Annotated in this window: 24 protein-coding genes; 14 read left to right on the top strand and 10 right to left on the bottom strand. The window is 65.2% G+C overall.

The genetic code is table 11. The features are described 5' to 3' along the window. Window positions 1-12: 12 nt before the first annotated feature. Window positions 13-1,950, bottom strand: coding sequence for a TAT-dependent nitrous-oxide reductase (nosZ, locus tag AC3WOS_RS09000; protein ID WP_492715572.1), 1,938 nt, complete (start codon window positions 1,948-1,950; stop codon window positions 13-15). Window positions 1,951-2,317: 367 nt separating this feature from the next. On the opposite strand from nosZ, the gene AC3WOS_RS08995 reads away from it, so the two are divergent. The 6 genes from AC3WOS_RS08995 (at window position 2,318) to AC3WOS_RS08970 (ending at window position 7,678) form a co-directional block, all read left to right on the top strand. Further along, window positions 2,318-2,515 carry a hypothetical protein gene (locus AC3WOS_RS08995; RefSeq protein WP_492715571.1) on the top strand — a complete coding sequence of 66 codons (198 nt, stop codon included), beginning with the start codon at window positions 2,318-2,320 and terminating at the stop codon, window positions 2,513-2,515. A 576-nt stretch (window positions 2,516-3,091) separates the two neighbouring features. Next, window positions 3,092-4,036, top strand: a complete 945-nt coding sequence (locus AC3WOS_RS08990; RefSeq protein ID WP_492715570.1) for a hypothetical protein — start codon at window positions 3,092-3,094, stop codon at window positions 4,034-4,036. Between the two features lie 63 nt (window positions 4,037-4,099). Continuing rightward, window positions 4,100-4,621, top strand: coding sequence for a nuclear transport factor 2 family protein (locus AC3WOS_RS08985; RefSeq protein ID WP_492715569.1), 522 nt, complete (start codon window positions 4,100-4,102; stop codon window positions 4,619-4,621). A gap of 29 nt (window positions 4,622-4,650) precedes the next feature. Then, window positions 4,651-5,604, top strand: coding sequence for a hypothetical protein (locus AC3WOS_RS08980; protein ID WP_492715568.1), 954 nt, complete (start codon window positions 4,651-4,653; stop codon window positions 5,602-5,604). Window positions 5,605-5,635: 31 nt separating this feature from the next. Beyond that, window positions 5,636-6,358: a DsbC family protein gene (locus tag AC3WOS_RS08975; RefSeq protein ID WP_492715567.1), complete on the top strand. Its 723-nt coding sequence runs from the start codon at window positions 5,636-5,638 to the stop codon at window positions 6,356-6,358. 171 nt (window positions 6,359-6,529) lie between these two features. Then, window positions 6,530-7,678: an MFS transporter gene (locus tag AC3WOS_RS08970; RefSeq protein WP_492715565.1), complete on the top strand. Its 1,149-nt coding sequence runs from the start codon at window positions 6,530-6,532 to the stop codon at window positions 7,676-7,678. Window positions 7,679-7,816: 138 nt separating this feature from the next. Here AC3WOS_RS08970 and rpoD read toward each other — a convergent pair whose 3' ends face one another. Next, entirely contained in the window at window positions 7,817-10,309 is a 2,493-nt protein-coding gene (rpoD, locus tag AC3WOS_RS08965; protein WP_492715564.1) for an RNA polymerase sigma factor RpoD, read from the bottom strand. A 577-nt stretch (window positions 10,310-10,886) separates the two neighbouring features. Here rpoD and AC3WOS_RS08960 point away from each other — a divergent pair. Both AC3WOS_RS08960 and AC3WOS_RS08955 read left to right on the top strand, forming a co-directional pair. Continuing rightward, window positions 10,887-11,372: a ProQ/FINO family protein gene (locus tag AC3WOS_RS08960; protein ID WP_492715563.1), complete on the top strand. Its 486-nt coding sequence runs from the start codon at window positions 10,887-10,889 to the stop codon at window positions 11,370-11,372. A gap of 4 nt (window positions 11,373-11,376) precedes the next feature. Further along, on the top strand, window positions 11,377-12,102 hold the full coding sequence (locus tag AC3WOS_RS08955; protein ID WP_492715562.1) for a 3'-5' exonuclease: 726 nt from the start codon (window positions 11,377-11,379) through the stop codon (window positions 12,100-12,102). 10 nt (window positions 12,103-12,112) lie between these two features. Here AC3WOS_RS08955 and AC3WOS_RS08950 read toward each other — a convergent pair whose 3' ends face one another. Next, on the bottom strand, window positions 12,113-13,621 hold the full coding sequence (locus AC3WOS_RS08950; RefSeq protein ID WP_492715561.1) for an aminotransferase-like domain-containing protein: 1,509 nt from the start codon (window positions 13,619-13,621) through the stop codon (window positions 12,113-12,115). Window positions 13,622-13,751: 130 nt separating this feature from the next. Between AC3WOS_RS08950 and AC3WOS_RS08945 the strand changes: the two genes are divergently transcribed. Together AC3WOS_RS08945 and AC3WOS_RS08940 are read left to right on the top strand one after the other, a co-directional pair. Then, the gene (locus AC3WOS_RS08945) at window positions 13,752-14,477 is read left to right on the top strand and encodes a c-type cytochrome (RefSeq protein ID WP_492715560.1); all 726 of its coding nucleotides are present in this window, start codon (window positions 13,752-13,754) and stop codon (window positions 14,475-14,477) included. 4 nt (window positions 14,478-14,481) lie between these two features. After that, window positions 14,482-15,759: a c-type cytochrome gene (locus AC3WOS_RS08940; protein ID WP_492715559.1), complete on the top strand. Its 1,278-nt coding sequence runs from the start codon at window positions 14,482-14,484 to the stop codon at window positions 15,757-15,759. A 9-nt stretch (window positions 15,760-15,768) separates the two neighbouring features. On the opposite strand, the gene AC3WOS_RS08935 is transcribed toward AC3WOS_RS08940, so the two are convergent. Both AC3WOS_RS08935 and AC3WOS_RS08930 read right to left on the bottom strand, forming a co-directional pair. Next, window positions 15,769-16,887 (bottom strand): type IV pilus twitching motility protein PilT, encoded by a 1,119-nt coding sequence (locus AC3WOS_RS08935; RefSeq protein WP_492715558.1) that lies wholly within the window; start codon window positions 16,885-16,887, stop codon window positions 15,769-15,771. Window positions 16,888-17,021: 134 nt separating this feature from the next. Then, on the bottom strand, window positions 17,022-17,672 hold the full coding sequence (locus tag AC3WOS_RS08930) for a class I SAM-dependent rRNA methyltransferase (RefSeq protein WP_492715557.1): 651 nt from the start codon (window positions 17,670-17,672) through the stop codon (window positions 17,022-17,024). Window positions 17,673-17,956: 284 nt separating this feature from the next. On the opposite strand from AC3WOS_RS08930, the gene AC3WOS_RS08925 reads away from it, so the two are divergent. From AC3WOS_RS08925 to AC3WOS_RS08915, 3 genes are all read left to right on the top strand, one after another. Continuing rightward, on the top strand, window positions 17,957-18,298 hold the full coding sequence (locus AC3WOS_RS08925; protein ID WP_492715556.1) for a type II toxin-antitoxin system RelE/ParE family toxin: 342 nt from the start codon (window positions 17,957-17,959) through the stop codon (window positions 18,296-18,298). Further along, window positions 18,273-18,572 carry a helix-turn-helix domain-containing transcriptional regulator gene (locus AC3WOS_RS08920; protein WP_492715555.1) on the top strand — a complete coding sequence of 100 codons (300 nt, stop codon included), beginning with the start codon at window positions 18,273-18,275 and terminating at the stop codon, window positions 18,570-18,572. Before AC3WOS_RS08925 ends, AC3WOS_RS08920 begins: the two co-directional genes overlap by 26 nt. A gap of 244 nt (window positions 18,573-18,816) precedes the next feature. Continuing rightward, window positions 18,817-20,115, top strand: coding sequence for a Xaa-Pro dipeptidase (locus AC3WOS_RS08915; protein ID WP_492715554.1), 1,299 nt, complete (start codon window positions 18,817-18,819; stop codon window positions 20,113-20,115). 78 nt (window positions 20,116-20,193) lie between these two features. Here the strand turns inward: AC3WOS_RS08915 and AC3WOS_RS08910 are convergent, their stop codons facing one another. From AC3WOS_RS08910 to purU, 5 genes are all read right to left on the bottom strand, one after another. Further along, window positions 20,194-22,473 (bottom strand): TonB-dependent receptor, encoded by a 2,280-nt coding sequence (locus tag AC3WOS_RS08910; RefSeq protein WP_492715553.1) that lies wholly within the window; start codon window positions 22,471-22,473, stop codon window positions 20,194-20,196. Between the two features lie 16 nt (window positions 22,474-22,489). Next, window positions 22,490-22,936 carry a copper chaperone PCu(A)C gene (locus AC3WOS_RS08905; RefSeq protein WP_492715552.1) on the bottom strand — a complete coding sequence of 149 codons (447 nt, stop codon included), beginning with the start codon at window positions 22,934-22,936 and terminating at the stop codon, window positions 22,490-22,492. Window positions 22,937-23,197: 261 nt separating this feature from the next. Beyond that, on the bottom strand, window positions 23,198-23,614 hold the full coding sequence (locus AC3WOS_RS08900) for a DUF2946 domain-containing protein (RefSeq protein ID WP_492715550.1): 417 nt from the start codon (window positions 23,612-23,614) through the stop codon (window positions 23,198-23,200). 83 nt (window positions 23,615-23,697) lie between these two features. Next, the gene (locus tag AC3WOS_RS08895; protein ID WP_492715549.1) at window positions 23,698-24,240 is read right to left on the bottom strand and encodes a YaeQ family protein; all 543 of its coding nucleotides are present in this window, start codon (window positions 24,238-24,240) and stop codon (window positions 23,698-23,700) included. 33 nt (window positions 24,241-24,273) lie between these two features. Beyond that, a complete protein-coding gene (gene purU, locus AC3WOS_RS08890; RefSeq protein ID WP_492715548.1) occupies window positions 24,274-25,143 on the bottom strand; it encodes a formyltetrahydrofolate deformylase in 870 nt (289 codons plus the stop codon). Between the two features lie 175 nt (window positions 25,144-25,318). On the opposite strand from purU, the gene AC3WOS_RS08885 reads away from it, so the two are divergent. After that, window positions 25,319-26,350, top strand: a complete 1,032-nt coding sequence (locus AC3WOS_RS08885) for an NADP-dependent oxidoreductase (RefSeq protein ID WP_492715547.1) — start codon at window positions 25,319-25,321, stop codon at window positions 26,348-26,350. Window positions 26,351-26,489: the final 139 nt, after the last annotated feature.

Below are 26,489 nucleotides of genomic sequence, written 5' to 3'. Positions count from 1 at the left end.
ATGCCCGGTACGTTACGCTTCGACCAGCAGGCGGCTGCGCATTTCCAGGTGCAGCGCGTGGCAGAAGTGGGTGCAGTAGATCCAGAACGCGCCCGCATGGTCAGCCTTGAAGGTGACCGACTTGGTCTCCTGCGGGTTGACGATGAAGTTGATGTTGTAGGTCGGGATCGCGCAGCCGTGGGTCAGGTCTTCCACCTTGTCGTGGTTGGTCAGGGTGAGCGTCACTTCGTCGCCCTTCTTGATCTTGATCTCCGGCAGGCTGTAGTTCGGGGCCTGCGACATCAGGCGCACGGACACCTTGTTGCCCTGGCGGGTGACGCCGGCGTTCTCCGGCTTGACCGGGTTGGGGAAGTCGTCCATGTTGTAGATCTGGCGCGTCTTGACCACGTCGCGGCGCACGATGATGCCGTCGTGCGGTTCCGAGTAGGCCGTGTGGTCGGCCACCAGCTTCATGGTCGAGCCGCTGATGTCGATCAGCTGTTCCGTCTCCGGATGCAGCGGGCCCACCGGCAGGAAGCGGTCCTTGGAGAACTTGTTACCCGAGTTCAGGTACTTGCCATCCGCTTCCTTGGTCTCGCCCATCGAGGCGTAGTTGTGGCCGGGCTGGTAGTGCACGTCCATCTTCTCGACGATCACCTTGGCGTTCTTGTCGCCCTTGAACTGGGCGATGGCCGCGTCCACGTTCCACTTCACGCACTGGCTGTCGAGGAACAGCGAGGTGTAGGCATTGCCCTTGCCGTCGAAGGCCGTGTGCAGTGGGCCCAGGCCGATTTCCGGCTCCGCCACCACGGCGTCGCGTTCGGTCTTCAGTTCGCCGGCGAACCATTTGTGCACCAGCGACAGGTCAATCACGGTGGCCGTGGGTGAGAGCTTGCCGGAGCAGACGAAGTACTTGCCGTCCGGGCTGGCGTTCACGCCGTGCGGGTTCTTGCCGACCGGGACGTAGCAGGTGACGGAAGTTTTCGGATCGGCATTGGCTGCCTTGCGGCCATCGACCACAGGCACCTTGGAGCTGCCGATGGTGGTGAACTTGCCGGCCTTGACCAGTGCTTCGATGCGGGCCACGTTGAAGAACACGCAGGCGTCGCGCTCGGCGGCCATCATGCCCGCCAGGTCGTGCGCGTTTTCCGTGTTGTACTGGTTGGAGGCGGCCAGCTTGCCGTCGTACGAGGTGGCCACCAGGTCCATGTTGCCGTCCACGCGGCACTGCCACAGCAGTTCCATGGTGTCGGCGCTGACGCAGCTGAACAGGCAGCCCCATTTGTCCGGGTCGTTCAGGTCGTGGCCGTCGTTGGGCAGCGGGATGTGGAATTCGGCGCCGCAGAACACGCGGGTGGTGTAGTTGATCTTAGCGTCGACCGGATCGCACTTGTCCGGGAACATGCCGTGGAAGCCCATCACGTTGGGCAGCTTGGTGATCTTGTCGCACTCCATCGTATCCATGCGGATGCGGGCCAGGCGCGAGTGGATCTTGTCGTTGACCCACATGAAGCGGCCGTCATAGGTGCCGTCCTTGTAGCTGGCGTGGACGTGGTGGGTGTCGCCCGTCATGTACTCGAGCGTGCCGTCGGCCTTGGTGCCCATGATCTTCTTGGACTCGTTGGTGATGCCCCAGCCGACCATGCAATCGACGTTGAACACAGGAATACGCTTGAGCGTGCGGCCCGATGGCAGGCCGATCACGCGCGCCTCGCCGCCATGGCCGGCGCTGGTGAAGGCATAGTAGTCGTCCAGCTGGCCCGGCGTGATCTCGTGACCGCCGCCGCCCTTGGCAACCGCCGATGCGGAAGCGGAAGCGCTGCCCTTGGCGGCACCGCCCTCTTCCTTGCAGCCGGCCAGTCCCAGCGTGGCGCCTGCCAGGCCCAGCATCGCGCTCTTGCCGAGGAAACCGCGCCGTGCATTGACGACTTCGGTGTCCGTGTCCTTGCCTGCCTTCTTGCTGCTATCCATTTGTTTTTCTCCTGAGTGTGCATACATCGGTATGGCGGGTTGCCGCGCGCTGCGCGCAGTCCCGGGCCAGGGCGTATTGTCTTGCTTCAATGAAGAAAGCTTCAATGATGCAGATCAAATTTTTCCGAGCAAGCCCTTGCGCTCTGAGCGACCTGTTCAGTGTAGGGAGGACGGGGGGGTGCCGCCTATCGGCATGAATGGCGGCGGGCCACGCCAAACGGAACTAGTGGCGCTACGCCTTAGGGACTAGGGCACTGCGGCGGAATGCATATTGTCCGGCGCGGGCCGCTGCCGTAGCATGAACCTTCGCCTATCGCCCCGCCGCCGCAGGCCTTGCCGCGCCGGGCGTCACGTATGAGGATGTACGATGAACCAGCATGCAAGCAGCCGCGGACGGGATTCTGCCCTGAACATCACGATCGACCGCGACGGCACCCGTATCCACCGCCTGATCGACGATGTGATTTATCCGGTGCGCGCCAGCCGCGCCATCGCCCGCCGCGACCCGATGGTCGAAGCGCTGTTCGGCGCGCCCAACGCGCGCCGCACCAAGGGCAAGCAATAGCGGCTTTCCCGGGCGGCCGGCGCGCCGCCCGCCAGATTGCGCCTGTCCACGCTCCCCACCCAGCAACACGCCGGCCGGCCGCATGCGCGCCCGGCCTTGGCCCGCTTGCAATCTTCAACTGTCTTAATTTTTCAACAGAGCCAAGAAAACAATAGCAAATGTAAAATATTTCAGTAGAATGAGCTCACAACTTCGCAGCAAAGCAACACCATAACAATGAAATCTGCTCGCGCCACAAGCGCAACCGCAGTGCCGCACAATCTCATCGGGAGAAACACATGTTGTTGAGCACCTTCAGCGTTCCGCAGTCCTTCCGTCTCATCCGCCAGACCCAACTCCCCCCCGTGTAGCCGAGCACCGCGCCGCCACAACCCCTTGACGCATACGCAATGCCTGTTCTCTTGATGACAAGAGACCGTGCACTGCCGCACCCTTTTTTTCGCTATCGCAATTTGTCGAGAGCGTTAAAATGTACTCACGCTTGTTGATCCACGGCAGCATGTTGACAGCGGAGTAAGAGCAGATTGTCCGTTAGCAGGACAACTTTGATGTTCCACCCCACTCGGAGAAATCAAAATGAAATTCAGCTTCAAACTGACTTTGCTCGCCGCCAGCCTGGCATGCGCCACGGCCGCCCAGGCCGGCGTGATCAAGGAATCCAAGGATTCCATCTTCAAACCCACCGGCAAGGGTTGGGGCGAACTTGATCTGGATTCCATGAGCCACCCGGAGAGAGCGGCCACGCTCAAGGCCCGCCGCACCTCCAACCTGACCTACCAGGGCGGCCCCGTGATGGTGGCGCCGACCAAGGTCTACTACATCTGGTACGGCAGCAACTGGGACACGGGCAACGGACCGGCATCGAAGAGCGTGCTGACCAACCTGGCCCAAAGCATCGGCGGTTCGCCCTACTTCAACATCAACACCACCTACTACAACGCCAGCAACACCCACGTGGTCAACAACGTGACGCTGGCCGGCAGCATCAGCAATTCCGGCACGCTGGGCACCCAGCTGTCGGATGCCAACATCCAGACCGTGGTGACCAGCGCCATCTCGTCCGGCGCCCTGCCGCTCGATTCGAACGCCGTGTATTTCGTGATGACCGACAACGCCACCACGGCCACCTCGGGCTTCTGCACCCAGTACTGCGGCTGGCACACCAACACCACCGTGAGCGGCCAGAACATCAAGTACGCTTTCGTGGGCAATCCGGAAACCCAGTGCGCCTCGAGCTGCGGCGCCAACACGCCCAGCCCGAACAACACCCCGGGCGCCGACGCCATGGCCAGCATCTTCGCCCACGAACTGGAAGAAGCCGTCACCGACCCGGACGGCAACGCCTGGTACTCGCTGCAAAGCGGCATGGAAAACGGCGACAAGTGCGCGTGGACCTTCGGCACCACTTCGCTCGCATCGAACGGCGCCAAGTACAACGTGACCCTGGGCGGCCTGAAGTACCTGATCCAGCAGAACTGGACCCTGCTGCCATCGCAGGCGTGCACCATGCAGTATCCCTAACGTAGTAGCATGAAGCACGGCCGCCGCACGCCCGTCGCGGCGGCCATTTTTTCCGGAACGCGTATGCACAAGTACTGCCTGACCTTGCTTACCCTGCTATCGCTGGCCAGCGCCGCCGCGCCGGCCGCCGAACCGCAAAAACGCATCATCCCCACCGTGACGCTGACGGTCAAACAATTCACCGAGCTGGAAAACGACTGGCTGGACGCCGTCCACCAGCGCGACACGGAAGCGCTCGACCGGCTGGTGGCCGACCGGTTCGAACTGCGCACCTCGGCCGCGCCCGGCCGCCCCACGGCCCGCGCCGAATGGCTGAAACAGGCGCAATCGGGCGCCCCGTTCGAATCGCGCATCGAACAGATGGCCACCCATGAATACGGCCCCCTGATGGTGGTCAGCTTCCTGTGGAAACTGGACGTGCCCAAGACCTCGCCCCTGCCCCAGCAAGTGTTCGTGATCGACACCTGGCAGCAGGGCGACAAGGGCTGGCAAGTGGTGACCCGCTACGCCGCGCCGGTACAGGCCGGCGCCAAGGCCGTACCGGGCGCCGAACCGGGCCCGCCGGCCGTCGACAAGAAAATCTGACGCGCACCGCCCGCCGCAGCAAACCGTCCATGCAGATCACTTACTATCTCAGGCAAGGCGGCTACGTGGCCGCCGCGCTGGCCAGCGCCGCTTTGATCTGGTACTGGCAAGCCGGCACACCGGCCGACACGGGCACCGCGCCTGGCGCCGCCGCCCCGGCCTGGAACGGCGCCGTCGGCCCCGGCATGCTGGGCAGCGCGCCGCGCAACGCCGCCCTCGACGTGGACATGGACGACTTGCCGCCGGCGGACGCTTTCACCGTCAGCGATGCCGGCCAGCTGCTCGCCAACCGCCAGCTGCGCGCCAGCTTCGACTACTTCCTGATCCGCAGCGACGGCGCCGACCTGGCCGCCCGCGCGGCCCAGCTGCGCGGCTACCTGGCACAGCGCCTGCCGCCAGCTGCCGCCGCCCAGGCCGAGGCGCTGCTGGCCCCGTATGTGAGCTACGTGCGCGCGCACGATGAACTGCTGGCCCGCCAGCAGCTCGCGCTGGCGCCCGGCGCCCTGCCCGATGCGCAGCAAACGGAAAGGCTGGCCGTCTGGCAGGCGCAGCGCGCCCGGCTGCGCCAGGCCAGCTTCAAGCCGCCCCTGCTGCGGGCATGGTTCGGCGACGACGACGATGCGCTGGCGGACGCCGTGGCCGAGCTGCGCAGCCGCGCCGGCGCCGGCGCAGCAGCAGCCGATGGCGAAGGAGATTCCAACACGCTGCGCCAGCAACGCCTGCACGGCGCCACCCAGCAGGCCGCGCGCGACGCCGAACTGGCCGAACTGGTGCGCGACGCCACCTTCTCTTACGAATCGGCCGCCGCGCAGGAGCGGCAATGGCGCGTGCGCTACGCCCGCTACCGCACGGCCGTCAGCCAGCTGCAAGGGGAAGAAGGCGCGCCCGGCGCGGCGCGCCGGCGCAAGTTGGAAGCGCTGCGGGCCGAACTGTTCCCCACCGAGGCCGAACGCATCCGCGCCCGTGCCAGCGGCATTGAATGAGCATATGATGAGCACACGACAAGGACTGAACATGAAGCACAAGATAGCGCTGTTGCTGGCCACCGCCCTGCCGGCGCTGGCGCAAGCGGGCGCGGAGACGGCCACGGAGGCGCGCATCCACGCCCTGATCGAGCCGCGCATGGGCATCAACATCAAGGTCGACGGCGTGAGCAAGACGCCGTACGGCGGCCTGTATGAAGTGCGCACCAACGGCGACGTGTTCTACACGGACGAAAACGCCAAGTACCTGTTCGTCGGCAAGGTGGTCGACACCGGCACCTACCAGGACCTGACGCGCGCCCGCGCCGACCAGCTGGCCACGATACGCTTTGCCGACCTGCCGCTGGAGACGGCCATCAAGACCGTGCGCGGCGACGGCAAGCGCGTGATGGCCGTGTTCGAAGATCCCAACTGCCCCTACTGCCGCAAGCTGCACCAGACGCTGAAGAACATCGACAACGTCACCATCTACACCTTCCTGCTCGACATCCTGTCCGACGATTCGGCCGTCAAGTCGCGCAACGTCTGGTGCGCGGCCGACCGCGCCCAGGCGTGGCAAGCCTGGATCGAGGACAGCAAGCCGGCGCCCGCCGCGCCGGCCGGCTGCACGGCGCCCCATGAGCAGGTACTGGCGCTGGGCAAGAAGCTGCACGTGATCGGCACGCCCACCGTCTACTTTGCGGACGGCACCCGCACCGGCAGCGCCTTCGACATGCGTGCACTCGAAAGCCGGCTGACGGCGGCCCTCAAGTAGCACGCAACTGCCATGGCCGAGCGCTCCGACGACCAAACTGCCCCGGACGAGCGCTCCCCGGCCACCGCGCCGGCGCCGGCGCCGGCTCCGACGGCCAGTCCGCCCCGGCATGACGCATCGACGGTGGATGATGCGTCCCTGGCGGCGACAGCCAGAAGCGGCTGGCGCAGCTTGGACCCCGACATCATCAAGCTGGGACTGGTCAGCTTCCTGACCGACCTCAGTTCCGAGATGATCTTCTCCGTGTTCGCCATCTTCTTCACGACGGTGGCCGGGGCCTCCAGTTCGCTACTGGGGCTGATCGAAGGGCTGGCCGATTTCTCCGCCTCCTCGCTCAACTACCTGTCCGGCTGGCTGTCCGACCGCAGCGGGGGGCGCAAGGCGCTGGTGGTGGCCGGCTACGGTTTTTCCACGCTGGCCAAGACCATCCTGCTGGTGAGCACCTCCGTCACGGGCCTGGCCCTGTTCCGCGTGATCGAGCGGCTGGGCAAGGGCTTTCGCGGGCCGCCGCGCGACGCCTGGCTGTCGGCCATCGCCACCTCCGAGCGGCGCGGCTACGCCTTCGGCGTGCACAAGGCGCTGGACAAGTCGGGCGCCGTGCTCGGCCCGCTGATGGCGTGGGGGCTGCTGTCGTGGCTGGGCGAATCGGGCGCCACCTACCGCCTGCTGTTCTGGGTGGCCGTGGTGCCGGCCATCGTCAGCGTGGCCATGCTGGCGACGGTGGACGAGCGCCCCGCCGCGCCTCACGCGCGCGAAAGCGTGTGGCAGAACTGGCGCGCACTCAGCCCCGGCTTCAAGCGCTACCTGCTGCCGGGCGGACTGTTCGCGCTGGCCTATTACAGCCTCGGCTTCCTGCTGCTCAAGGCGCACGAGGTAGGCTTCAGCGTGACGGACATCGTGCTGCTGTATGCCTTCTTCAACGTCACCTGCGTGCTGGCCGCGCCGTCCGTGGGGCGGCTGGGCGACCGCATCGGGCGGCGGCGCGTGATCGTGCTCGGCTACCTGGTGCACGGCCTGCTCAACGTCTGGCTCGCGCTGGCCCACGGCCGCTGGGAAATGATCGCCGCGTTCGGCGTCTACGGCCTGTTTTACGCGATCGAAGATGCGCAGAGCAAGGCCTACGTGGCGGATCTGGAGCCGGAGCGGCGCGCCTCGGCGATCGGCATCTACAGCTTCGTGACGGGCGCGCTGTACCTGCCGGCGTCCTTGCTGGCCGGTGCGCTGTGGAGCATCGCGCCGGCATGGACATTCACGGCGGCGGCCCTGCTATCGCTGTCCGCCATCATCCTGTTCACGGCGCTGAAGCCGCCGCCGACATAAAAGACTGCGTCACCGCAAGAAAAAAATGGGGACGTACCCCTTTTTTCCCCTTTTTACCGAAATGGGGTACGTCCCCATTTTTTGGACAAAAAAAAGGGAGGCTCGCGCCTCCCTTTTTGTTGCTGCCGCCTGCCGCCCTTAGTGCGTGGTCAGGAAGGTCTTCAGCTTGTCCGAACGGGACGGCTGGCGCAGCTTGCTCATGGCCTTCGCTTCGATCTGGCGAATGCGCTCGCGCGTCACGTCGAACTGCTTGCCCACTTCTTCCAGCGTGTGGTCGTTCGACATTTCCACGCCGTAGCGCATGCGCAGCACCTTCGCTTCGCGCGGGGTCAGCGAGTCCAGCACTTCCTTGATGACGTTGCGCATCGAGGCGTGCAGCGCGGCGTCCAGCGGCGCCAGCGTGGTGTTGTCTTCGATGAAGTCGCCCAGCTGCGAATCGCCGTCCTCGCCCATCGGCGTTTCCATCGAGATCGGCTCCTTGGCGATCTTCATGATTTCGCGCACCTTGTTCTCGGGCATTTCCATCTTGACGGCCAAGGTCGCCAGGTCCGGCTCGCTGCCCGTTTCCTGCATGATCTGGCGCGAGATGCGGTTCATCTTGTTGATGGTCTCGATCATGTGCACCGGCACACGGATGGTGCGCGCCATGTCGGCGATGGAGCGGGTGATGGCCTGGCGGATCCACCACGTGGCGTAGGTCGAGAACTTGTAGCCGCGACGGTATTCGAACTTGTCCACCGCCTTCAGCAGGCCGATGTTGCCTTCCTGGATCAGGTCGAGGAACTGCAGGCCGCGGTTGATGTACTTCTTGGCGATCGAGATCACGAGGCGCAGGTTGGCCACCGTCATTTCGCGCTTGGCCTGGCGGGCGCGCTTCTCGCCGGCCGCCATCTGCTTGTTGATCTTGCGCAGGTCGGCCAGCGGCAGCGCCACACGCGCCTGCAGGTCGATCATCTTCTTCTGCAGCTCTTTCACGGCCGGCACGTTACGGCCCAGCACCGCGCTGTACGGATAGGCGCAATCGACTTCCAGGTCGACCCAGTCCAAATCGCACTCGTTGCCGGGGAAGACCTTGATGAAGTGGGCGCGCGGCATGCCGCACTTGTTGACGCACAGTTCCAGCACGGCGCGCTCGATGTGGCGCACTTCTTCCATCTGGCCACGCAGCGTGTCGCACAGTTTTTCCACCACCTTGGCCGTGAAGCGGATGCCCAGCAGCTCGTTGGAGATGGCTTCCTGCGCCGCCACGTAGCCCTTGGAGCCGTAGCCGCCGGCGGCCTTGCGCATCTTGTCGTACTGGGACGAGATGACGGCGAATTTTTCCAGCGCCGCCTTCTTCAGCTGCACCAGCTGTTCGGTCGAGAAGCCGGCCGCGCCGCCGTTGGCGTCGCCGTCCTCTTCCTCGACTTCTTCTTCCTCTTCCTCGTCCTCGTCCGCCACGGTGGCGGCGGCCGTGCTGACGGCCGGCGTGTTGTTCGCTTCATTGAGGTCGACGAAGCCATCCACCACTTCGTCCACCTTCATCTCGTCGGCTTCGATCTTCTTGGCCAGCGCGACGATCTCGGCGATCGTGGTCGGGCAGGCCGAGATGGCCTGGATCATGTCCTTCAAACCGCCTTCGATGCGCTTGGCGATTTCGATCTCGCCTTCGCGCGTCAGCAGCGCCACGGCGCCCATTTCACGCATGTACATGCGCACCGGGTCGGTGGTGCGGCCGAAGTCGGAGTCGACCGTCGACAGCGCCGTGGCGGCCGCGGCCTCCACTTCGTCGTCGCTGGTGACGGTGGCCACGCTGTCGGTCAGCAGCAGCGATTCGGCATCGGGCGCGCGCTCGTAGATGGCGATGCCCATGTCGTTGAAGGTGGCGATGATGCCTTCGATCGCTTCCGGATCGATGATGTTTTCCGGCAGCTGGTCGTTGATCTCGGCATAGGTCAGGAAGCCGCGCTCCTTGCCCATGTTGATCAGGTTCTTGATCTGCTGGCGGCGGCGTTCCAGGTCTTCGGCCGAGCTTTTCGGGTCCAGGCCCAGCATGTCGGCGGCGCCGCCCTTGGCCTTGCGCTCGCGGGCCTTGGACACGGCCTTCAACTCGGCGCGTTCGACGGCGTTCAGTGCCGCCACTTCATCGTTTTCCGGCGTGAATTCGCTCGGCTTGCGGCCGCGGCGGCCCGGCACCTTGACGCTGGGCAGCAGATAGCCGGAGGTGTCGATCGAGGCCAGCGTGGCCGCGTCCGTCACCTGGCTCACGGCCGGGCCGGCCGTCACGATGACAACAGGGGCCGGCTCGGCCTTGGCCTTGACCAGCTTGGACTTGGGCGCGACCACCGGCTTGGGGCCGGCCGGGGCCGCCAGCGAAACGGCGGCCGAGGCGGCGCCAGCCTTGCGGGCCACCTTGACGGTAGGCGCCTTGGCCGGCGCTTCCGTCGCCACGCTCGCTTCAGCGGCGGCCGCTTCGGCGGCGGCCACGGCGGCCAGGCGCGAACTTTTCTTCTTGACTACCGTAACTTTGCCCGCTGCCTCTTGCGCATTCTCGATGACATAAGATAAAGTCGTCTTCGGCACCACCAGCGGCGCGGAGCTGGTACGGGCGGCCTTGACGGACAACGTTAAAGTTTTCGGCGTTTTTGTCATTAAATTTCTCTCTATGCGAGGCCCGGCAGGCCGCGGCGCAAAGTGAATCATCCCACCGGGCCTGCTGCGGATCCGATGGGGCGTATGTGCTACCTGTTGGCCACCCACAACGGGCGGCGTCGCCACTGCCATACCCCAATGCCTATGGCCGGCGCTCACCGCATGCGGTCCGCCTGGCTGTGCAATGTTGTATAAAAGTTGACGATGAAGCTGCGGAATAAAAAAAGCCCGCTACCTAAAACGGGCTATTGTCTATTTTTCAGTGAAGAATAGAGGAGAGGGCAAATTATGCCGTATAGCGAGACATCAAGATAATTGATAAATCAAATATCCGTCATCTGAAAACCAAATAACAAGGGCTAGCGCCCCGTTAAATCTTCCAAACCGCATCCTGTACCAAACTGAAACCGCACCGCCCTGCATTTGGTGCGTCAGCCATTATACCCGGTTTATGACGCAAAAGCACCTGCCCCGGCGACATGAAAAGCATGGCAAAAACGACATTGTGGCTGAAAATGCACTGCATTGAGGCGGGACGCATGATATGCTGGCGCCTCCTGCTTTAACCTATGATTCGATGAACACTAGCCTCACCCCCCAGCCACCGGCCAGCGAAGCTGATACGACCGTTGCTACGAACGCCGCCGCGACCGCCACGGCAGCGGCTTTGACCCCGCGCAGCCTGCTGAAGAAACTGCAGACCGAATTCCCCGCCTTCCGCGATTTCCTGCCGCTGGCGATCGGTATCGACAAGCAGCTGCTGGCGCGCATGCCCGACCTGGACCGCAAGATCATGCGCACGGCGCTGGGCATCCATACCGGTTCGCTGCGCTACCTGAAAGTGATGGAAAAGGCCAAGGTGCGCTACGACCTGGACGGCACTGCCGGCGCCGAGGTGACCGATACCCATCGCGCCCACGCCACCCAGGTGTTGCAGGATCGCTTCAAGAAGGAAGCGGAACGCAAGAAGGCCGAGCGCGCGGCAGCTGCCGCCGAAGAAGCGGCCCGCGTGCGCGCCGACAAGCTCAACCAGTTGACCGCGAAATTCTCGCGCAAGGGCTGAGTTGATGCCGGAAGCCGTGCCGGCCGACGCGCCCCCCTCCTCCGCACCGCCCGAGCTGCCGCCCTACCAGGGCATCAGCCTGCGCGACGTGCGCGTGGTGACCACCCCGGCCCAGGCCGAGGCGGCACGGGTGGACTTGCTGGCCACGGACGCCATCGGCTTCGACACGGAATCCAAGCCTACCTTCCTCAAGGGTGAAAAGTCGACCGGACCACACCTGATCCAGCTGGCCACCGACCGCATCGCCTACCTGTTCCCCATCGGCGCCCATCCGGCGCTCGATGTGCTCAAGGCCATCCTGGAATCGGAGCAGACCATGAAGGTTGGCTTCGGCCTGTCCGACGACGTCAAGCGCCTGCAGGCCAAGCTCGAGATCCAGGCCGCGCGCGTGCTCGACCTGTCGGTGGCCTTGCGCACGCCGGGCCAGCGCAACGACCTGGGCGCCAAGACGGCCGTGGCCAAGTTCTTCGGCCAGAAGCTGCAGAAGTCGAAAAAAATCTCCACCACCAACTGGGCCAGCACGCGCCTGAACGAAAAGCAGATCCTGTACGCGGCCGACGACGCCCAGGTGGCGCTGCGCATCTTCCGCCACTGGATCGCGCAAGGCGGCAAGCTCCCGCCGTTCAAGCCGCCCAAGCCGCCGCGCCAGCACCGGCCCGGCACGCGCCGGCCGGACGGCGTGCCTGCAACGCCGGCCGCAGCGGCGGACGATCAGTCCAGCGAAAGCTGAACCTCAGGCTTCACACCAGCTGCTGCGCGACCAGCCGCCCCAGCGTGGCCATCGCCGCCTCATGACTGGCATCCCACGGGTGGCCATAATTCAAACGCAGGCAATTGCGGAACGCGCGCTTGGCCGAGAAGATCGGCCCCGGCGCGATGCCGATGCCATGGGCCAGCGCGCTGCGATGCAGGGCCAGCGCATCCACGCCGTCGGGCAGTACCAGCCACAGGAAGTAGCCGCCTTGCGGATGGGTCACGCGCGTGCCGGACGGGAAGTGAGCCGCCACAGCCGCCAGCATGGCCGCCTGCTGGCGTGCCAGCGCCGCGCGCAACTGGCGCAGATGACGGTCGTAGCCGCCCTGCCCCAGATAGGCGGCCAACGCCAGCTGTGACGGCATGGCGGCGCCCAGGCTGGTCATCAGCTTGAGCCGCTCCACGGTGCGCGCATAGCGTCCCGGCGCAGCCCAGCCCACGCGAAAGCCCGGCGCCAGGCATTTGGAAAACGAACTGCAATGCATCACCAGCCCGTCGCTGTCGTAGCGCTTGGCCAGCGCCGGACGCTGCGCACCGAAATACAGCTCGCCGTACACGTCATCCTCGATCAAGGGCACCTGGTACGCCGTCAGCAGCGCCACCAGCGCGCGCTTTTTCTCGGGCGGCATCAGGCTGCCCAGCGGATTCTGGAAACTCGTCATCAGCCAGCATGCCTTGGGGCGGTGCCGCTCCAGCACCTCGGCCAGTGCCGCCAGGTCGACGCCGTCGCGCGGATGGGTGGGCAGCTCGATCGCCTTCAACTCCAGCCGCTCCAGCGCCTGCAGGCCCGCATAGAAACTGGGCGACTCGATCAGCACCGTATCGCCGGGCCGCGCCACCGCCTGCAGGCACAGGTTGAGCGCCTCCAGCGCGCCGTTGGTGACGACGATGTCGTCGCTGGCCACGACCACGCCATCCAGCTGGTAGCGCAGCGCGATCTGGCGCCGCAGCTCCGCGTTCCCCGGCGGCAGGTCGGCCACCGTGCTCCACGGATCGATGCTGCGCAGGCTGCCCGCGGCGGCGCGCGCCAGCTTCTGCAAGGGGAACAGCAAGGGGCTGGGAAAGGCCGAGCCGAAGGGCACGATATCGCGCGCCAGTCCGGCGGCCAGCACGTCGAACACCAGTTCACTCACATCGACGGTGGTGGAAGCGCTGCCGGGGCGCGATGTCTCCGGCTCCTGCGGGCGCGCGCGGGCGGCCGCGCAAACATCGCCGTCGCCATCGCCGCCGCCACTGTCCGCGCCGCCGGGCAATCCACATCCCGCACCATCCGCTGCAGTTCCGTCCACGGGATGGGCCACGTAATAACCGGAACGAGGCCGCGACACGATGGCCCCCCGTGCCTGCAGCAAATCGTAAGCCTGGAACACGGTGGCCGGACTGATGCCGCGCCGCGCACGCTGCTGGCGCACGGACGGCAGACGCTCGCCGGCACGCAGCAGGCCGCCGGCGATCATGCTCTCGATTTCATCGGCCAGCGCCTCATACAGCTTCAAGCATCCCCCATGGTCAACTGATCCGCCATTTTAATTGCAAAACTGAGTCTGTTTTTATTCGGTAGCGCGGTATATGCTTGTCAAGCCGCCAAATTTGCAGCGGGCGTTTTCCTGATAAACGGTATAACTCATGTCCAAATTCCTGACCGTGGCACGGCCCGCCCCGCTGGCACTGGCACTGGCGCTGTCCTGCGCCGTGCTGCCGGCGCTGGTGCGCGCCGCCACGCCCGCCACCTTGCCCGATACGATGGAGCAGCGCGTGGCCGCCTGCACCGCCTGCCACGCCATCAAGGAGCGCGGCGACGCCTTCTTCCCCCGCATCGCCGGCAAGCCGGCCGGCTACCTGTACAACCAGCTGCGCAACTTCCGCGAAGGCCGGCGCCGCTATCCGATGATGACGTACATGGTGGACCATCTGCCGGACGCCTATCTGCAGGAAATCGCCCAGTACTTCTCCGAGCAGCACCCGCCCTACCCGCCGCCCGCCGCGAGCACGGCCAGCACCGGCACGCTGGAACGGGGCCGCACCCTGGTGCGCCACGGCGATCCGGCCAAAAAGATTCCGGCCTGCGTGGCCTGCCACGGCGAACAGCTGACCGGCGTCGCGCCCGCCATCCCGGGCCTGATCGGCCTGCCGCACGACTACATCAACGCCCAGTTCGGGGCCTGGCGCAACAAGGTGCGGCGCGCCGCCGCGCCCGACTGCATGGCCGAGATCACCAGCCGCCTGTCCGACACCGACGTGGCCGCCGTCTCGTCCTGGCTGGCCAGCCAGCCGGCCGATCCCGCCGCCCGCCCCGCCACCACGATCGCCTTGCCGATGCCGCTGCAATGCGGCAGCGTGCCGGCCCGCTAGCACCATGAAGAAAATCAAACCCATCCTGGCCGGCGCCGGCGCGCTGCTGATCACCGTCCTTGCCATCGCCCTGTGGCCCACCGACGACGCCGGCCCGCCGCCCACCGGCACGGCCGCCCTGGCACCGGCCGAGCGCGTGGCGCGCGGCGCCTACCTGGCCCGCGCCGGCGACTGCATGGCTTGCCACACCACGCGCGGCGGTGCGCCGTTCGCGGGCGGACGGGCCATGCCCACGCCGTTCGGCACCATGATCACGCCCAACATCACCTCCGACCGCGACACCGGCATCGGCGCCTGGAGCGCGGACGACTTCTGGCGCGCCCTGCACAACGGCAAAGCCAGGGATGGGCGGCTGCTGTACCCGGCCTTCCCCTACACGAACTACACCAAGATCTCGCGCGACGACGCCGACGCGCTGTACGCCTACTTCCAGACCATACCGGCTGCGCATCAGCCCAACCGGCCGCACCAGCTGCGCTTCCCCTACAACCAGCAATTCATGCTGGCCCTATGGCGCACGCTGTACTTCAAGCCGGCCGTGTTCCGCCCGCAGGCCGCGCAATCGGCCGACTGGAACCGGGGCGCCTACCTGGTCGAAGGCCTGGGCCACTGCGCGGCCTGCCACAGTGAACGCAACACGCTGGGCGCCACCAGCGACACGCTGTCGGGCGGCATGATTCCCGTACTGGGCTGGTATGCGCCGTCGCTGACGGCCGACGCGGAAGCGGGCCTGGGCGAGTGGAAGCCGGAACACGTGGCGGCGCTGCTGAAGACGGGCGTGTCGCCGCGCGCCACCGTGTTCGGCCCGATGGCCGAGGTAGTGCAGCAAAGCCTGCAGCACCTGAACGATGCCGACATCCACGCCATGACGGTCTATCTGCGGGCGCTGCCGGGAACGGCGGAGAAATCGGACTATGAGCGCGACACCTCGGCCCAGGCCAAGGAATTCCTGCAAGCGGGAGCACGCCTGTACCACAAGCATTGCGTGGACTGCCACGGCGCCAACGGCAAAGGCCTGCCGCCCGGCGTGCCGCCGCTGGCCGGCAACCGCGCGCTGACGATGGAGGAAGCCGTCAACCCGATCCGCATCGTGCTCAATGGCGGCTTTGCGCCCGGCACGGCGGGCAATCCGCGGCCCTACGGCATGCCGCCGTTCGGCCATGTGCTGAGCGACCCGGAAGTGGCGGCCGTCGTCTCCTACCTGCGCAGCGCCTGGGGCAACAACGCGCCGCCCATCATGGGCCAGGACGTGAACCAGTACCGCAACGTGCCGCTGGACTAAGCCCGGGGTTTAGCGCTCGACCAGGCCGATGCGGTCGGTGCTGGCGTTGCGCGCGTCTTCCACGCTGACCTTGCCGGCCGCCAGCAGCGCGCGCAGCGAAGCGTTCATGGTGTGGCAGCCATGGGCCGTCTTGCCTTCCATCCAGCCGCGCAGGGCCGATACGTTGCCGCCGGCGATCATCTGCACCACTTCCGCGTTCGAGGTCAGGCATTCCGTGGCCAGGTGGTAGCGCTCGCCCTCGACGGACGGCAGCAGCGCCTGGCACAGCACGCCGCGCAGGGCATGGGCCAGCGCCTGCGATTGCGGTTCCGTGTTGCCCAGCAGGCGCACCATCTTCTGCAGCCCCAGCTCGGTCGAGCGGGCGTGCAGCGAGGCCAGCACCAGCGGGCCCGATTCGGCCAGCGCCAGCGCTTCCTGCGCCGTCTGGGCGTCGCGGATCTCGCCGATGACGATCACGTCCGGCCGCTCGCGCAGCGCGTCGAGCGCGCCCAGGTAGAAGCTTTCCACGTCGCCGTCGAAACCCACTTCGCGCTGGGTGATCACGCATTTGCGCTGCGGGATCAGGGTTTCCACCGGATCTTCAATGGTGATGATGTGGCCGGACCGGTTCTTGTTGATCTCGTCGAGCATGGAGGCGATGGTGGTCGACTTGCCCTGGCAGGTGTCGCCGATGATCAGCACCAGGCCGCTGGTGAGCTTGGCGAAGTCCTGCTCGTCCTGGCGCAGGCCCAGCTGGCCCAGTGCCATCGGTTCCTTGGGGAAGCGCCGGATCACGCAGCCGAGCCGCTTCTTGCCCTGGAAGGTGAAGCAGTTGGCGCGGATGCGGGCCGTGTGCAGGTCGATCGAACGGTCGAAGGCGCGGTCCTGGATGCGCTCGGCCCAGTTCGGCTCCACCACTTCGAAGAACTCTTCCAGCTCTTCGCGCGTGATGGGCGAATCCGTCACGGCCACCAGTCCCTTGGGCTGGCGCAGCAGCAAGGGACTATTCTGGTGGATCAGGATGTCGCTGAAGATCAGTTTGGAGTTCAGCAGGTGCAGGATCTGCTCGACCAGCGTGCCGAACACGGGATGGTCTTCGTTCTCCACATAGGACAGCGTGCGTATTTGCGACGACAAGTGATGTTCCATCTTTGCTCTGATCTCCGGGTCCGTTGAGACGTTGTGCCACCATCTCCAATTGCTACGGCGATTATAAGACCAGCGGCAAAGATTGCCATCAGAAAATTAATTTTCTGAAACTTGGGCGCAACAGGGGCCGGCCGTCAGCGTGGCTGGCGGGTCTTGGGGTACTCGAAGCCGGTGCGCAAGTCCATCTGGTAGCGCTGGCTGGCGTCTGTCACCTCGACCCGGTCGGGCGGCGCGTCGCCGGCCAGGGCGCCCGAGAACAGGGGCAGGCCCTCGCCCTTGCGCACCAGATCGTCGCAGCGTTCATAGACATTCTGGCAACCCGTCTCGGCGATCAGCGATTGCACGATGGGCACCTTCCACGCATCGACGCCGCCGGCCTGGAAGCGGCAGATCAGGTAACCGGAGGCGCCGCCATAGCAGTCCACCAGCAGGCCGGGCAAGCCGTCCTCCTCGCCCAGCACCAGCGGCAGCAGCGACGTCGCGCCGGCCTGGCGCAGGCTGGCGGCGCGCTTTTCGATGGCGGCCTTGACGCGGCGCTTCATCAGCGCGTGGTCTATCGGTTCGTCCTGGCGGAAGGTCCACACCCGGGCCCGGATCTGCGATTTCGAATTGTAGGCGGCGCGGGCCAGGAACTGGCGCGACGACGTTTGCACGATGGCGGTCGAACCAGGCTTCATTTTTTCCTGCGGCTTGCCGTCGACTTTCTCGATCGCGGAAGCGTAGATCCACGGGTCGCCGGCCAGCAAGCTTTTTTCCTTGCCCTGTTTGATGGTAATGATCAGCATGTAATTCCAGTGAGGTTGACCGGCGCGGCCGGTCAGGGTGACGTGGCGCCGCCGAACGGCGCCGATACCCGGCATGATACCTCATGGCGCCTGCGGCGCCGGCGTCGGCGGCGCCGCCAAGCGTGCTCGGTTCGGGCAGCGCCAAGCGGCTGGGTGCGGCGCCGCAATGATACGGGTCGAAGATACACACAAACAGACACCGATCAATCACACGCCCTCCAGATTATGGGATCCTGTTTGCCGCCTCAATCCACGGGCTTGCGAAGATTCGCTTATAGGCTAATATGTATCACGTACTCCATTATCTGGATGGACACGGTAGAGACCATTATCAGGAGTGGTTGGACGCGTTACGTGATCGTCAAGCCAGAATTGCGATCATCCGCCGAGTTGCTCGGCTGGGAGTTGGTTTGGCTGGCGACCATAAATCAATCCGTGGCGGCATACAAGAACTTAGAATAGACGTTGGCGCCGGTTACCGGGTTTATTACGCGCTCGTTGACCGCTCCATCGTGCTGTTGACGTGCGGCGGAAACAAACAATCGCAAGCGCGTGATATTGCTTTAGCTGTTGAATTCTTGCGTGACTGGAAAATCCGAAATGCCAAAACCACACCGTTCCCATGAGGAAGCAACAGTTGCCATGTTCCGGAATGACCCGGCGCTCGCCGCAGATTATCTTAATGATGTACTTGAGACTGGTGATGAAGTGGACCTGATGCTTGCACTCCGGTCCCTTAGCGTAGCGTTTGGCGGCGTACAGGAAGTGGCCAGGCGTGCAGATGCGAATCCAAACACAATGTATCGCACGCTGTCGCAAACAGGAAACCCGTCGCTCAAAACCTTACGTGCTGTACTAAATGCCATGGGCTTGCGGCTGGCCGTTCAACCACTCAGTTGAATTGGAACCCGGCGGCTTCCCCAGTAAGCTTCCCCCATCCGACAAATCCCATCGAGGTAATGCCGCCATCGCGAAGATGGTGCAGCCATCGTCCATCCCTGCCCTTGACCGTGTCACCCTGCCCTCCATCAGCGGGCTGCGCAAACATGATACGGATTTTTCTTGAAGATTAAACTAATTGATATACATCACACGAGAATGGCGCTATATACTTTCCGTTCGAATAACACACCAGGAGACTTATTTGAACCGCAAGAATGTATCCTTCCGCCGGGCGTTCGCCCTGCCCGCACTGCTGCTGGCCTGCGCCGGCGCCTGGGCCGCCGATGCGGCGCCCGCCCCGAAGATCAAGGCCGTCAAGGCCGCCCACATGCTCGACGTGCGCAGCGGCGCCATGGTCGAGCAGGCCGTGGTGCTGATCGCCGACGAGCGCATCACGGCCGCCGGCAGCAAGCTGGCCATTCCGGCCGGCGCCCAGGTGATCGACCTCGGTAACAAGACCCTGTTGCCCGGCCTGATCGACATGCATACCCACCTGACCGGCAATCCTGAAGATGCCGGCTACGCCAGCGTGGCCATCTCCGTGCCGCGCGCCACGCTGACGGGCGCCCGCAACGCCCTGCGCACGCTCAACGCCGGCTTCACCACTGTGCGCAACGTGGGCGCGGAAGCCTATTCCGACATTGGCCTGCGCGACGCCATCAACGCCGGCGACGTGCCCGGCCCGCGCATCTCCGCTTCCGGTCCGCCCCTGAGCATCAGCGGCGGTCACTGCGACGACACCATGCACGCGCCGGAATACAAGCTGCAGGCCGAAGGCGTGGCCGATGGCGTGGACGAAGTGATCAAGCGCACCCGCCAGATCATCAAGTACGGCGCCGACGTGATCAAGGTCTGCGCCACCGGCGGCGTACTGTCGTTCGGCGACGATCCACGCGCGTCGCAATACACGCTGGAGGAAATGAAGGCCATCGTCGGCGAAGCGCACCGCCTGGGCCGCAAGGTGGCGGCCCACGCCCACGGCGGCGACGGCATCAAGCTGGCCGTGCTGGCCGGCGTCGATTCGATCGAACACGGCTCCTACATCGACGATGACGGCATCAAGCTGATGAAGGAGCACAAGACCTGGCTGGTGCCCACCGTCTACCTGGCCGACTGGCTGATCGACAACGCGGAAGCCATCAAGCTGCCCAAGCCGCTGCTGGAAAAGGCCAAGGTGGTGCTGCCGGCGGCGCGCCAGAACATCGCCCACGCCATCCAGCAGGGCGTGCCGGTGGCGCTGGGAACGGATGCCGCCGTCTATCCGCACGGCTTGAACGGCCGCGAATTCGCCGTCTACGTCAAGCTGGGCATGACGCCGCTGCAAGCGATCCGCAGCGGCACCGTCAACGCCAGCCAGCTGTTGGGCTGGAGCGACCGGGTGGGCGCCATCGAGGCCGGCAAGTTCGCCGACATGATTGCCGTGAACGGCGATCCGCTCAAGGACGTGACGGAACTCGAACGCGTGCAATGGGTGATGAAGGGCGGCGCCGTGGTGCGCTGAATCCCGCCCTGCCCCAGCAAGCAAAAATGCCCGGATCGCTCCGGGCATTTTTGCTTTACAGCTCACACCGCGGGTCACCTACAGGTCGTATTTCAGCTCCGCGACCAGCGTGCGCTGGGTGTAGGGATGGAAGGCCCAGTATTTGGCGTTGTTCAGGTTATCGATGCCCAGCGACGCCGTCCACTGCTTGTCGAGCCGGTAGCGCAGCCGCACATCCATCACGAGAAACTTCGACACGCCCGTGTAGGTCTTGCCGTTCGGGTCGCTGTTGTCCAGCGTGCCGTACTGCTTGCCGCTGTAACGCACGCCGTAGGTGCCGCTCCACTGCGCGTTGGCCTGGTAGGCGGCCAGGAAGTTGGCGCGCCAGCGCGGCACGCGCGGCTGCAGCTTGCCCACGCTGGCCGGGAAGCCATCGTTGGCGACAATGCGCGAATCGGCATAGGTCAGGCTGTCCGAAATGGACAGGCCAGGCGCCAGCACGTTGTCGGCCTGGTGCGAGAACTCCACGCCTGTGGTGCGGATCTTGCCCACGTTCTGGATGGTGTTGACGGTCGGCGTCAGCGGCTGCGAATACAGGGCGTCGCGCGTGAGCTCGTGGAACAGGGTGGCGCGCAGGCTGGAATCGGCATTCAGGCGTTCGGCCGTCAGCTCGCTGGTCCACGATTTTTCTGCCTTCAGATTGGGATTGGTGTTGACGATCTTGCCGTCCAAGATGGCACCCTGGAACAGCTCGGCCGCCGTCGGATTGCGCACGGCGCGCCCGGTCGATGCCTTCATGGTCCATTCGTCGCTCGCGTTCCAGGCCAGTGCCGCCTTGGGCGACCAGGACGTTTCGCTGCGGTCGGTGAACGGCAGCAGGTTGCCCGCGCCGCCGATCTGGCCGCCGAACGCCTGCCAGCGCTCGAGCCGCGCGCCCAGCGTGGCCTTCCACAGCGGCGCGACGCGCCAGGCGTCCTGCGCGTACAGGCTTTCCAGCCGGGTGTCGCCGTTGAAGTGGGAGACGGTCTTGCCGTCCACCGCATGCAGCCAGTCGGCGCTGCTGAAGACGTGGGTGCGCAGCTTGGCGCTGTCGCGCTGGACGCCGAAATCGACGAAGTGGGCGCCGGCCATGCCGTCCGGCCGCCAGGTGCCTTTCAGCGCCAGCGTGTTCCAGCCGCTGCCGCCCATGTCGGTGATGTTGCCCTGGCCGTTGGTCTGCGCATCGGCCACCAGCACGGTGGGCGTGCGCACCAGGTCGCGGTGGTAGTCGTACAGGCTGGCCGCCACTTCCCAGTCGAACACGCCCTTGGCATGGCTCTTCAGCGACAGGCCGTGCATCAGGTGTTCCAGGTCGCCCACGCTGGGCGCGAAGTCGGAGGCCAGCAAGGTGTAGGTCATGCCGCCGACGTTGATGCGGTTCTTGTCGTCGCCGGTGTAGACGGCGTTGCCGGTTGCGTCGCGCAGATAGGAATCGGAGTGGCGTTCGGCGTCGTTCTTCCACCAGCCCAGCGTGTAGCTGGCCCGCAGCACGGGCGACACATCGTAGGCCAGCTTGACCTTGGCGTGGTCCTGGATGGTGTGGATCTGGTTGGTGGCGCCCAGGATCAGCCAGTCCTGGTTGATGGGATTGCGGTCGGCCAGCGCGCCCGTCACGGGCAGGCCGGCGCTGCCGGGCACACCCTTGCTGGCCAGCTTGTTGGCGTAGGCGATGGGCTGGCCATTGCTGTCCAGGCGCGACAGGTCCAGCCACCACGCCCACGCCCCCTGGCGGTTGCCGATGGAGGCGCTGCCCTGCTTGCCGAAGTAACGGGCGTCGGTGCCGTACTGCTGGAACGCCTGGCCGAAGCCGGCCAGCTTGAAGTGGGCTTCGAAGCGGGTCGGCATGCGGGTCATGTAGTCGACCACGGCGCCGACCGAGTTGCCGGCGTAGGCGGCCGAGAACGGGCCGTACAGCACGTCGACCCGTTCGATTTCCTCCGGCGTGACCAGGCCCCAGCGCGGCGTGTAGGTGGCGCCGTTACCCAGCAAATTGGACAGCAGGATGCCGTCCGCGTACACCATCGAACGGGCGCTGTTGCCGGTGCCGGAAGCGCGGCTGGCCAGCACGGCGTGGTCGTAGTCGCCCACGTAGCGCTTGCGCACGTTCAGGCTGGGCAGGTATTTCAGGGCGTCCTCGCTGTCGAGGGCATTGATGCGCTCCTCGATCTGGACCCCGGTGATGCCTTCTATCGTGGTGGGAATCTGGGTCGGCAGCGAGCTGGGACGGCCGCCGTTGATGGCGATCACCGCCATCGGCTGGGCCTCGTCGGCCACGGCATGGGTGGCGCCCAGCAGGGACAGCAACAGGACCAGCGGCTTGAGTTGGATGCGAGGTGTCATGGCATGCTCCGGCCGCTCAGTGCTTGGGGGCGACGTAGTTGAGCGCCTTGACGGGCACCGACAGCGACACGGTTTCCGTCTTCTTGTCCTTGTTCTGGATCACCAGCGTCATGGGCACGGTGTCGCCCTCCTTTAGCTGGTGCTTCAGGTCCAGCAGCATCACGTGGTAGCCGCCGGAGGCCAGGTCCACCGGTTTGCCGGCCGGCAGATCGAGGCCGTTGATGGCGTGCATGCGCATCATCTGGCCTTCCATCGCCATTTCGTGGATCTCGACCACGCCGGCCACGCCGGAGCGCACTTCCAGCAGGCGCGCATCGCGTGCCGACTGCAGCTGCATGAAGGCGCCCGCGGCCTTGGCGGCCGGCACGGTGGCGCGTATCCACGCATCCTTCACGGTGACCTGGGCCATGGCGCAGGAGGCGAGCGTCATCGACGCCAGGAAAGTCAGCAATTGCTTGTTCATGTCAGTTCCTTCTTCAAGAGGCGGTACGGCCGGCGGCGCGGCACTGGTCCGGCGCCTGCCCGGCGTTGGCGCCAACGGGGCGCAGATGGGGCACAGGCAGGGCACAGGCAGCGGCAGGCGCACAACGGCGGTACGCGCGGGGCCGCACGGCGGCGGCATGGTTCACATCTGGTACGGAGGTCGGGCGCGATCCGGTGCCCTGACCAGGCAAATTCGGGGACAGTGCAAGGTGGAGCGGCAGCGCGCAAGGCGCAGCCGCCGTCAGGCTGCGGGCGGACCGCGGGGACGGGAAGCCGACCACGCCGTCAGCGGCGCGGGCGAGCGGTAGAACAGGAAGGGGCGTATCTGGTGCGCACCGGACAAGCCCAGGCCGGAAACGGCGGTGGGCAGCAAGCCGTAGCTGCCGGCGTGCGGGGTGCAGTAGCCGCAATCGTCCATGCTGAACATGGCCTTTTGCGGCGCCTGCTGCTTGCCGCCGCTGGCCAGGATGGTCTTGACCGCATCGCCGGCCGGCGCGGCCTGCATGGCGCTGCCGTCGGCGCGGCAGATTTCCCAGGCCGGAGCCTGGTCCTGCATGAAGGCGACGGCGTGCGAAATCGATGGCGCGAGCGCGTTCATGAGGATCGCAAAACATGCGATCCAGATGTGCAGCGCGCGTAGTGTCGATTTCCTGGACATGGGTCGATTATAGTCGACCGGGCGTTTTTTCCCCGCGGCGGATAGCGGCGAAATTGATTTGTCCGGTCTTTTTCAGGAAAAGCTCAGCGCTCGGACTTGAAGGTCTCGCGGCCGATTTCCACCGTCTCGCTGCCGTCGGTCAGCCAGATCTGGCCGTCCTGGATGGTGCACTGCAGCTGCATGCTGCGCTGGGCCATCTTTGCCAGCTGCTCCGTGGCGTCGGACGGCAGGTTAATCACGGTCAGGTTCTTGCAGCGCTCGACCTTGTTGGCCAGCTGCTTCCACCAGATATGGCTGGTGGCGCTGTAGCTGTACACCACCACGTGCTCGGAACGGCCGCACGCCTTCAGGATTACCTTCTCGTCCGGCTGGCCCACTTCGATCCATAGCTGGATGGCGCCCGTCAGGTCCTTTTGCCAGATGTCCGGCTCTTCCACGTCGAACAAGCCCTTGGTGAAGGTCAGCGCTTCGTTGGCGTGGATGGCGAAGGCCAGCAGGCGCACCATCATGCGCTCGTCCGTCTCGGACGGATGGCGGGCCAGCGTCAGCGACTGGGTCTCGTAGAAATTGCGGTCCATGTCCGCAATTTGCAGGTCGGCTTTATAGATTGTTGCTTTGAGGGCCATCTTGTGAATCTTTGCTAATGATATAAACGATTATTACTTGAACACGACGGTCTTGTCGCCGTTCTGCAGCACGCGGTGCTCGACGAACCACTTGACGGCCCGCGCCAGCACCACGCACTCGACGTCGCGGCCGATGGCCGACAGCGTCTCGGGGCCCATCGAATGGTCGACCCGCTCCACGTCCTGCTCGATGATGGGGCCTTCATCCAGGTCGCCGGTGACGAAGTGGGCGGTGGCGCCGATCAGCTTCACGCCGCGGTGGTGGGCCTGGGCATACGGTTTCGCGCCCTTGAAGCTGGGCAGGAAGGAATGGTGGATGTTGATCGCCTTGCCCTTCAGGGCCGCGCACAGTTCCGGCGACAGGATCTGCATGTAGCGCGCCAGCACCACCAGGTCGATGCGGTGGGTGTCCATCAGCTCGATGACCTTCGCTTCCTGCGCGGCCTTGGCTTCCTTGGGCGCGCCGGTAGCCAGCGGCAGGTGGTGGAACGGGATGTTGTAGCTGGCCGCCAGCTGGTAGAAGTCCATGTGGTTGGACACGATGGCCGGGATCTCGACCGGCAGCAGGCCGCTCTTGTAGCGGAACAGCAGGTCGTTCAGGCAGTGGCCGATCTTGGACACCATCAGCATCACGCGCGGCTTGTAGCGGGCGTCGCGCAGTTCCCAGTCCAGCCCCATGTCGGCCGCCAGCGCCGCGAAATCGGCCCGCAGCAGGGCGTCGCCGACGGCGCTGTCTTCCAGCGCGAAGTGGACGCGCATGAAGAACAGGCGCGATTCACCGTCGCCGAACTGGGCCGAGTCGATGATGTTGCAGCCGTGGTCGGCCAGGAAGCCCGATACGCGATGAACGATTCCGCGCTGGTCCAGGCAAGAGAGAGTCAAAATGTATTCGGGGTGGGTCATGGCTGCTATGGTGCAATGATGGGTTATCTGAACAAGGGCAGTATTGTCGCATGCCGGAGGCCCTGCCGTAAAAAAGTGGGCAAAATGGTATCGCCGCACGACAAAAACGCAAAATAGCACGGTCGTTCATTTATGCGGTATAGTGGACGCCACCTACCCTTACAGAGGAAAAAAAATGACAACGAACGTCTTGGAGAACCTGCAATTCCGCCTGGCCGCCCGTCCCGTGGGCATGGTCAAGGACAGCGACTGGCAGCAGGTGGTGGAGCCGGTGCGCGCACTGGCCGACGGCGAAATCCTGGTCAAGGTGCTGTACCTGTCGCTGGACCCGGCCATGCGCGGCTGGATGAACGACGCCAAGTCCTACATCCGCCCGGTGGCCATCGGCGAGGTGATGCGGGCCGGCGGCATCGGCGTGGTGCTGGAATCGCGCTCGCCCCGGTTTGCCGCGGGCGACCATGTATCGGGCGGCATGGGCGTGCAGCGCTACTGGATAGGCGCGGCCGACGACAAGGCCGGCGCCTTCTACAAGGTCGACCCCGCGCTGGCGCCGCTGACCACTTACCTCAACACGCTGGGCATGCCCGGCATGACGGCCTATTTCGGCCTGCTGGAATCGGGCCAGCCCAAGGCCGGCGAGACGGTGGTGGTGTCCGGCGCGGCCGGCGCCGTGGGCCAGACCGTGGGCCAGGTGGCCAAGCAGCTGGGCTGCCGCGTGGTGGGCATCGCCGGCGGCAAGGAGAAGTGCGACTTCGTCGTCAACGAACTGGGCTTCGACGCCTGCATCGACTACAAGGGCGGCTCCGTGCGCGACGGCCTCAAGCAGCACTGCCCGCAAGGGGTGGACGTGTATTTCGACAACGTGGGCGGCGACATCCTGGATACGGTGCTCACCCGCATCAACATGAAGGCGCGCATCGTCATCTGCGGCGCCATCTCGCAGTACAACAACACGGAAGCCGTCAAGGGTCCGGCCAACTACCTGTCGCTGCTGGTCAACCGGGCCCGCATGGAAGGTATCGTCGTGTTCGATTACGCCGACCGCTACCACCTGGGCGTGGCCGCGCTGGGCCAGTGGCTCAAGCAAGGCAAGATCAAGAGCAAGGAAGACATCGTGCAAGGCATCGAGCAATTCCCGCAGGCGCTCAACATGCTGTTTGAAGGCAAAAACTTCGGCAAGCTGGTGCTGCAGGTGGCGAACGACTGACGGCAACCATCAGCAGCCGACAACAACCATCGGCAACTGACAGCAACCGACAGCGCCCCGCCTGACGCCGCGCCGCCCACCCCCGGGGGGCGCGGCGTCTTTTTTTTTGAAGCGACGTCACACATGGAACTTACGCCCG

This window comes from Rugamonas sp. FW305-51, from assembly GCF_058786935.1.
Note: the sequence above shows the minus strand (reverse complement) of the source record. Positions and strands in the feature narration are given on the sequence as shown.

Excerpts from the sequence above, each read along its gene's own strand:
- AC3WOS_RS08900 (WP_492715550.1), bottom strand. The coding sequence starts at position 23,614 with ATGTCCAGGAAATCGACACTACGCGCGCTGCACATCTGGATCGCATGT.
- AC3WOS_RS08885 (WP_492715547.1), top strand. The coding sequence starts at position 25,319 with ATGACAACGAACGTCTTGGAGAACCTGCAATTCCGCCTGGCCGCCCGT.
- AC3WOS_RS08935 (WP_492715558.1), bottom strand. The coding sequence starts at position 16,887 with ATGGAACATCACTTGTCGTCGCAAATACGCACGCTGTCCTATGTGGAG.
- AC3WOS_RS08995 (WP_492715571.1), top strand. The coding sequence starts at position 2,318 with ATGAACCAGCATGCAAGCAGCCGCGGACGGGATTCTGCCCTGAACATC.
- rpoD (WP_492715564.1), bottom strand. The coding sequence starts at position 10,309 with ATGACAAAAACGCCGAAAACTTTAACGTTGTCCGTCAAGGCCGCCCGT.
- AC3WOS_RS08905 (WP_492715552.1), bottom strand. The coding sequence starts at position 22,936 with ATGAACAAGCAATTGCTGACTTTCCTGGCGTCGATGACGCTCGCCTCC.
- nosZ (WP_492715572.1), bottom strand. The coding sequence starts at position 1,950 with ATGGATAGCAGCAAGAAGGCAGGCAAGGACACGGACACCGAAGTCGTC.
- AC3WOS_RS08990 (WP_492715570.1), top strand. The coding sequence starts at position 3,092 with ATGAAATTCAGCTTCAAACTGACTTTGCTCGCCGCCAGCCTGGCATGC.
- AC3WOS_RS08930 (WP_492715557.1), bottom strand. The coding sequence starts at position 17,672 with ATGCTGATCATTACCATCAAACAGGGCAAGGAAAAAAGCTTGCTGGCC.
- AC3WOS_RS08945 (WP_492715560.1), top strand. The coding sequence starts at position 13,752 with ATGTCCAAATTCCTGACCGTGGCACGGCCCGCCCCGCTGGCACTGGCA.
- purU (WP_492715548.1), bottom strand. The coding sequence starts at position 25,143 with ATGACCCACCCCGAATACATTTTGACTCTCTCTTGCCTGGACCAGCGC.
- AC3WOS_RS08960 (WP_492715563.1), top strand. The coding sequence starts at position 10,887 with ATGAACACTAGCCTCACCCCCCAGCCACCGGCCAGCGAAGCTGATACG.
- AC3WOS_RS08925 (WP_492715556.1), top strand. The coding sequence starts at position 17,957 with ATGTATCACGTACTCCATTATCTGGATGGACACGGTAGAGACCATTAT.
- AC3WOS_RS08940 (WP_492715559.1), top strand. The coding sequence starts at position 14,482 with ATGAAGAAAATCAAACCCATCCTGGCCGGCGCCGGCGCGCTGCTGATC.
- AC3WOS_RS08955 (WP_492715562.1), top strand. The coding sequence starts at position 11,377 with ATGCCGGAAGCCGTGCCGGCCGACGCGCCCCCCTCCTCCGCACCGCCC.
- AC3WOS_RS08980 (WP_492715568.1), top strand. The coding sequence starts at position 4,651 with ATGCAGATCACTTACTATCTCAGGCAAGGCGGCTACGTGGCCGCCGCG.
- AC3WOS_RS08975 (WP_492715567.1), top strand. The coding sequence starts at position 5,636 with ATGAAGCACAAGATAGCGCTGTTGCTGGCCACCGCCCTGCCGGCGCTG.
- AC3WOS_RS08895 (WP_492715549.1), bottom strand. The coding sequence starts at position 24,240 with ATGGCCCTCAAAGCAACAATCTATAAAGCCGACCTGCAAATTGCGGAC.
- AC3WOS_RS08985 (WP_492715569.1), top strand. The coding sequence starts at position 4,100 with ATGCACAAGTACTGCCTGACCTTGCTTACCCTGCTATCGCTGGCCAGC.
- AC3WOS_RS08910 (WP_492715553.1), bottom strand. The coding sequence starts at position 22,473 with ATGACACCTCGCATCCAACTCAAGCCGCTGGTCCTGTTGCTGTCCCTG.
- AC3WOS_RS08920 (WP_492715555.1), top strand. The coding sequence starts at position 18,273 with ATGCCAAAACCACACCGTTCCCATGAGGAAGCAACAGTTGCCATGTTC.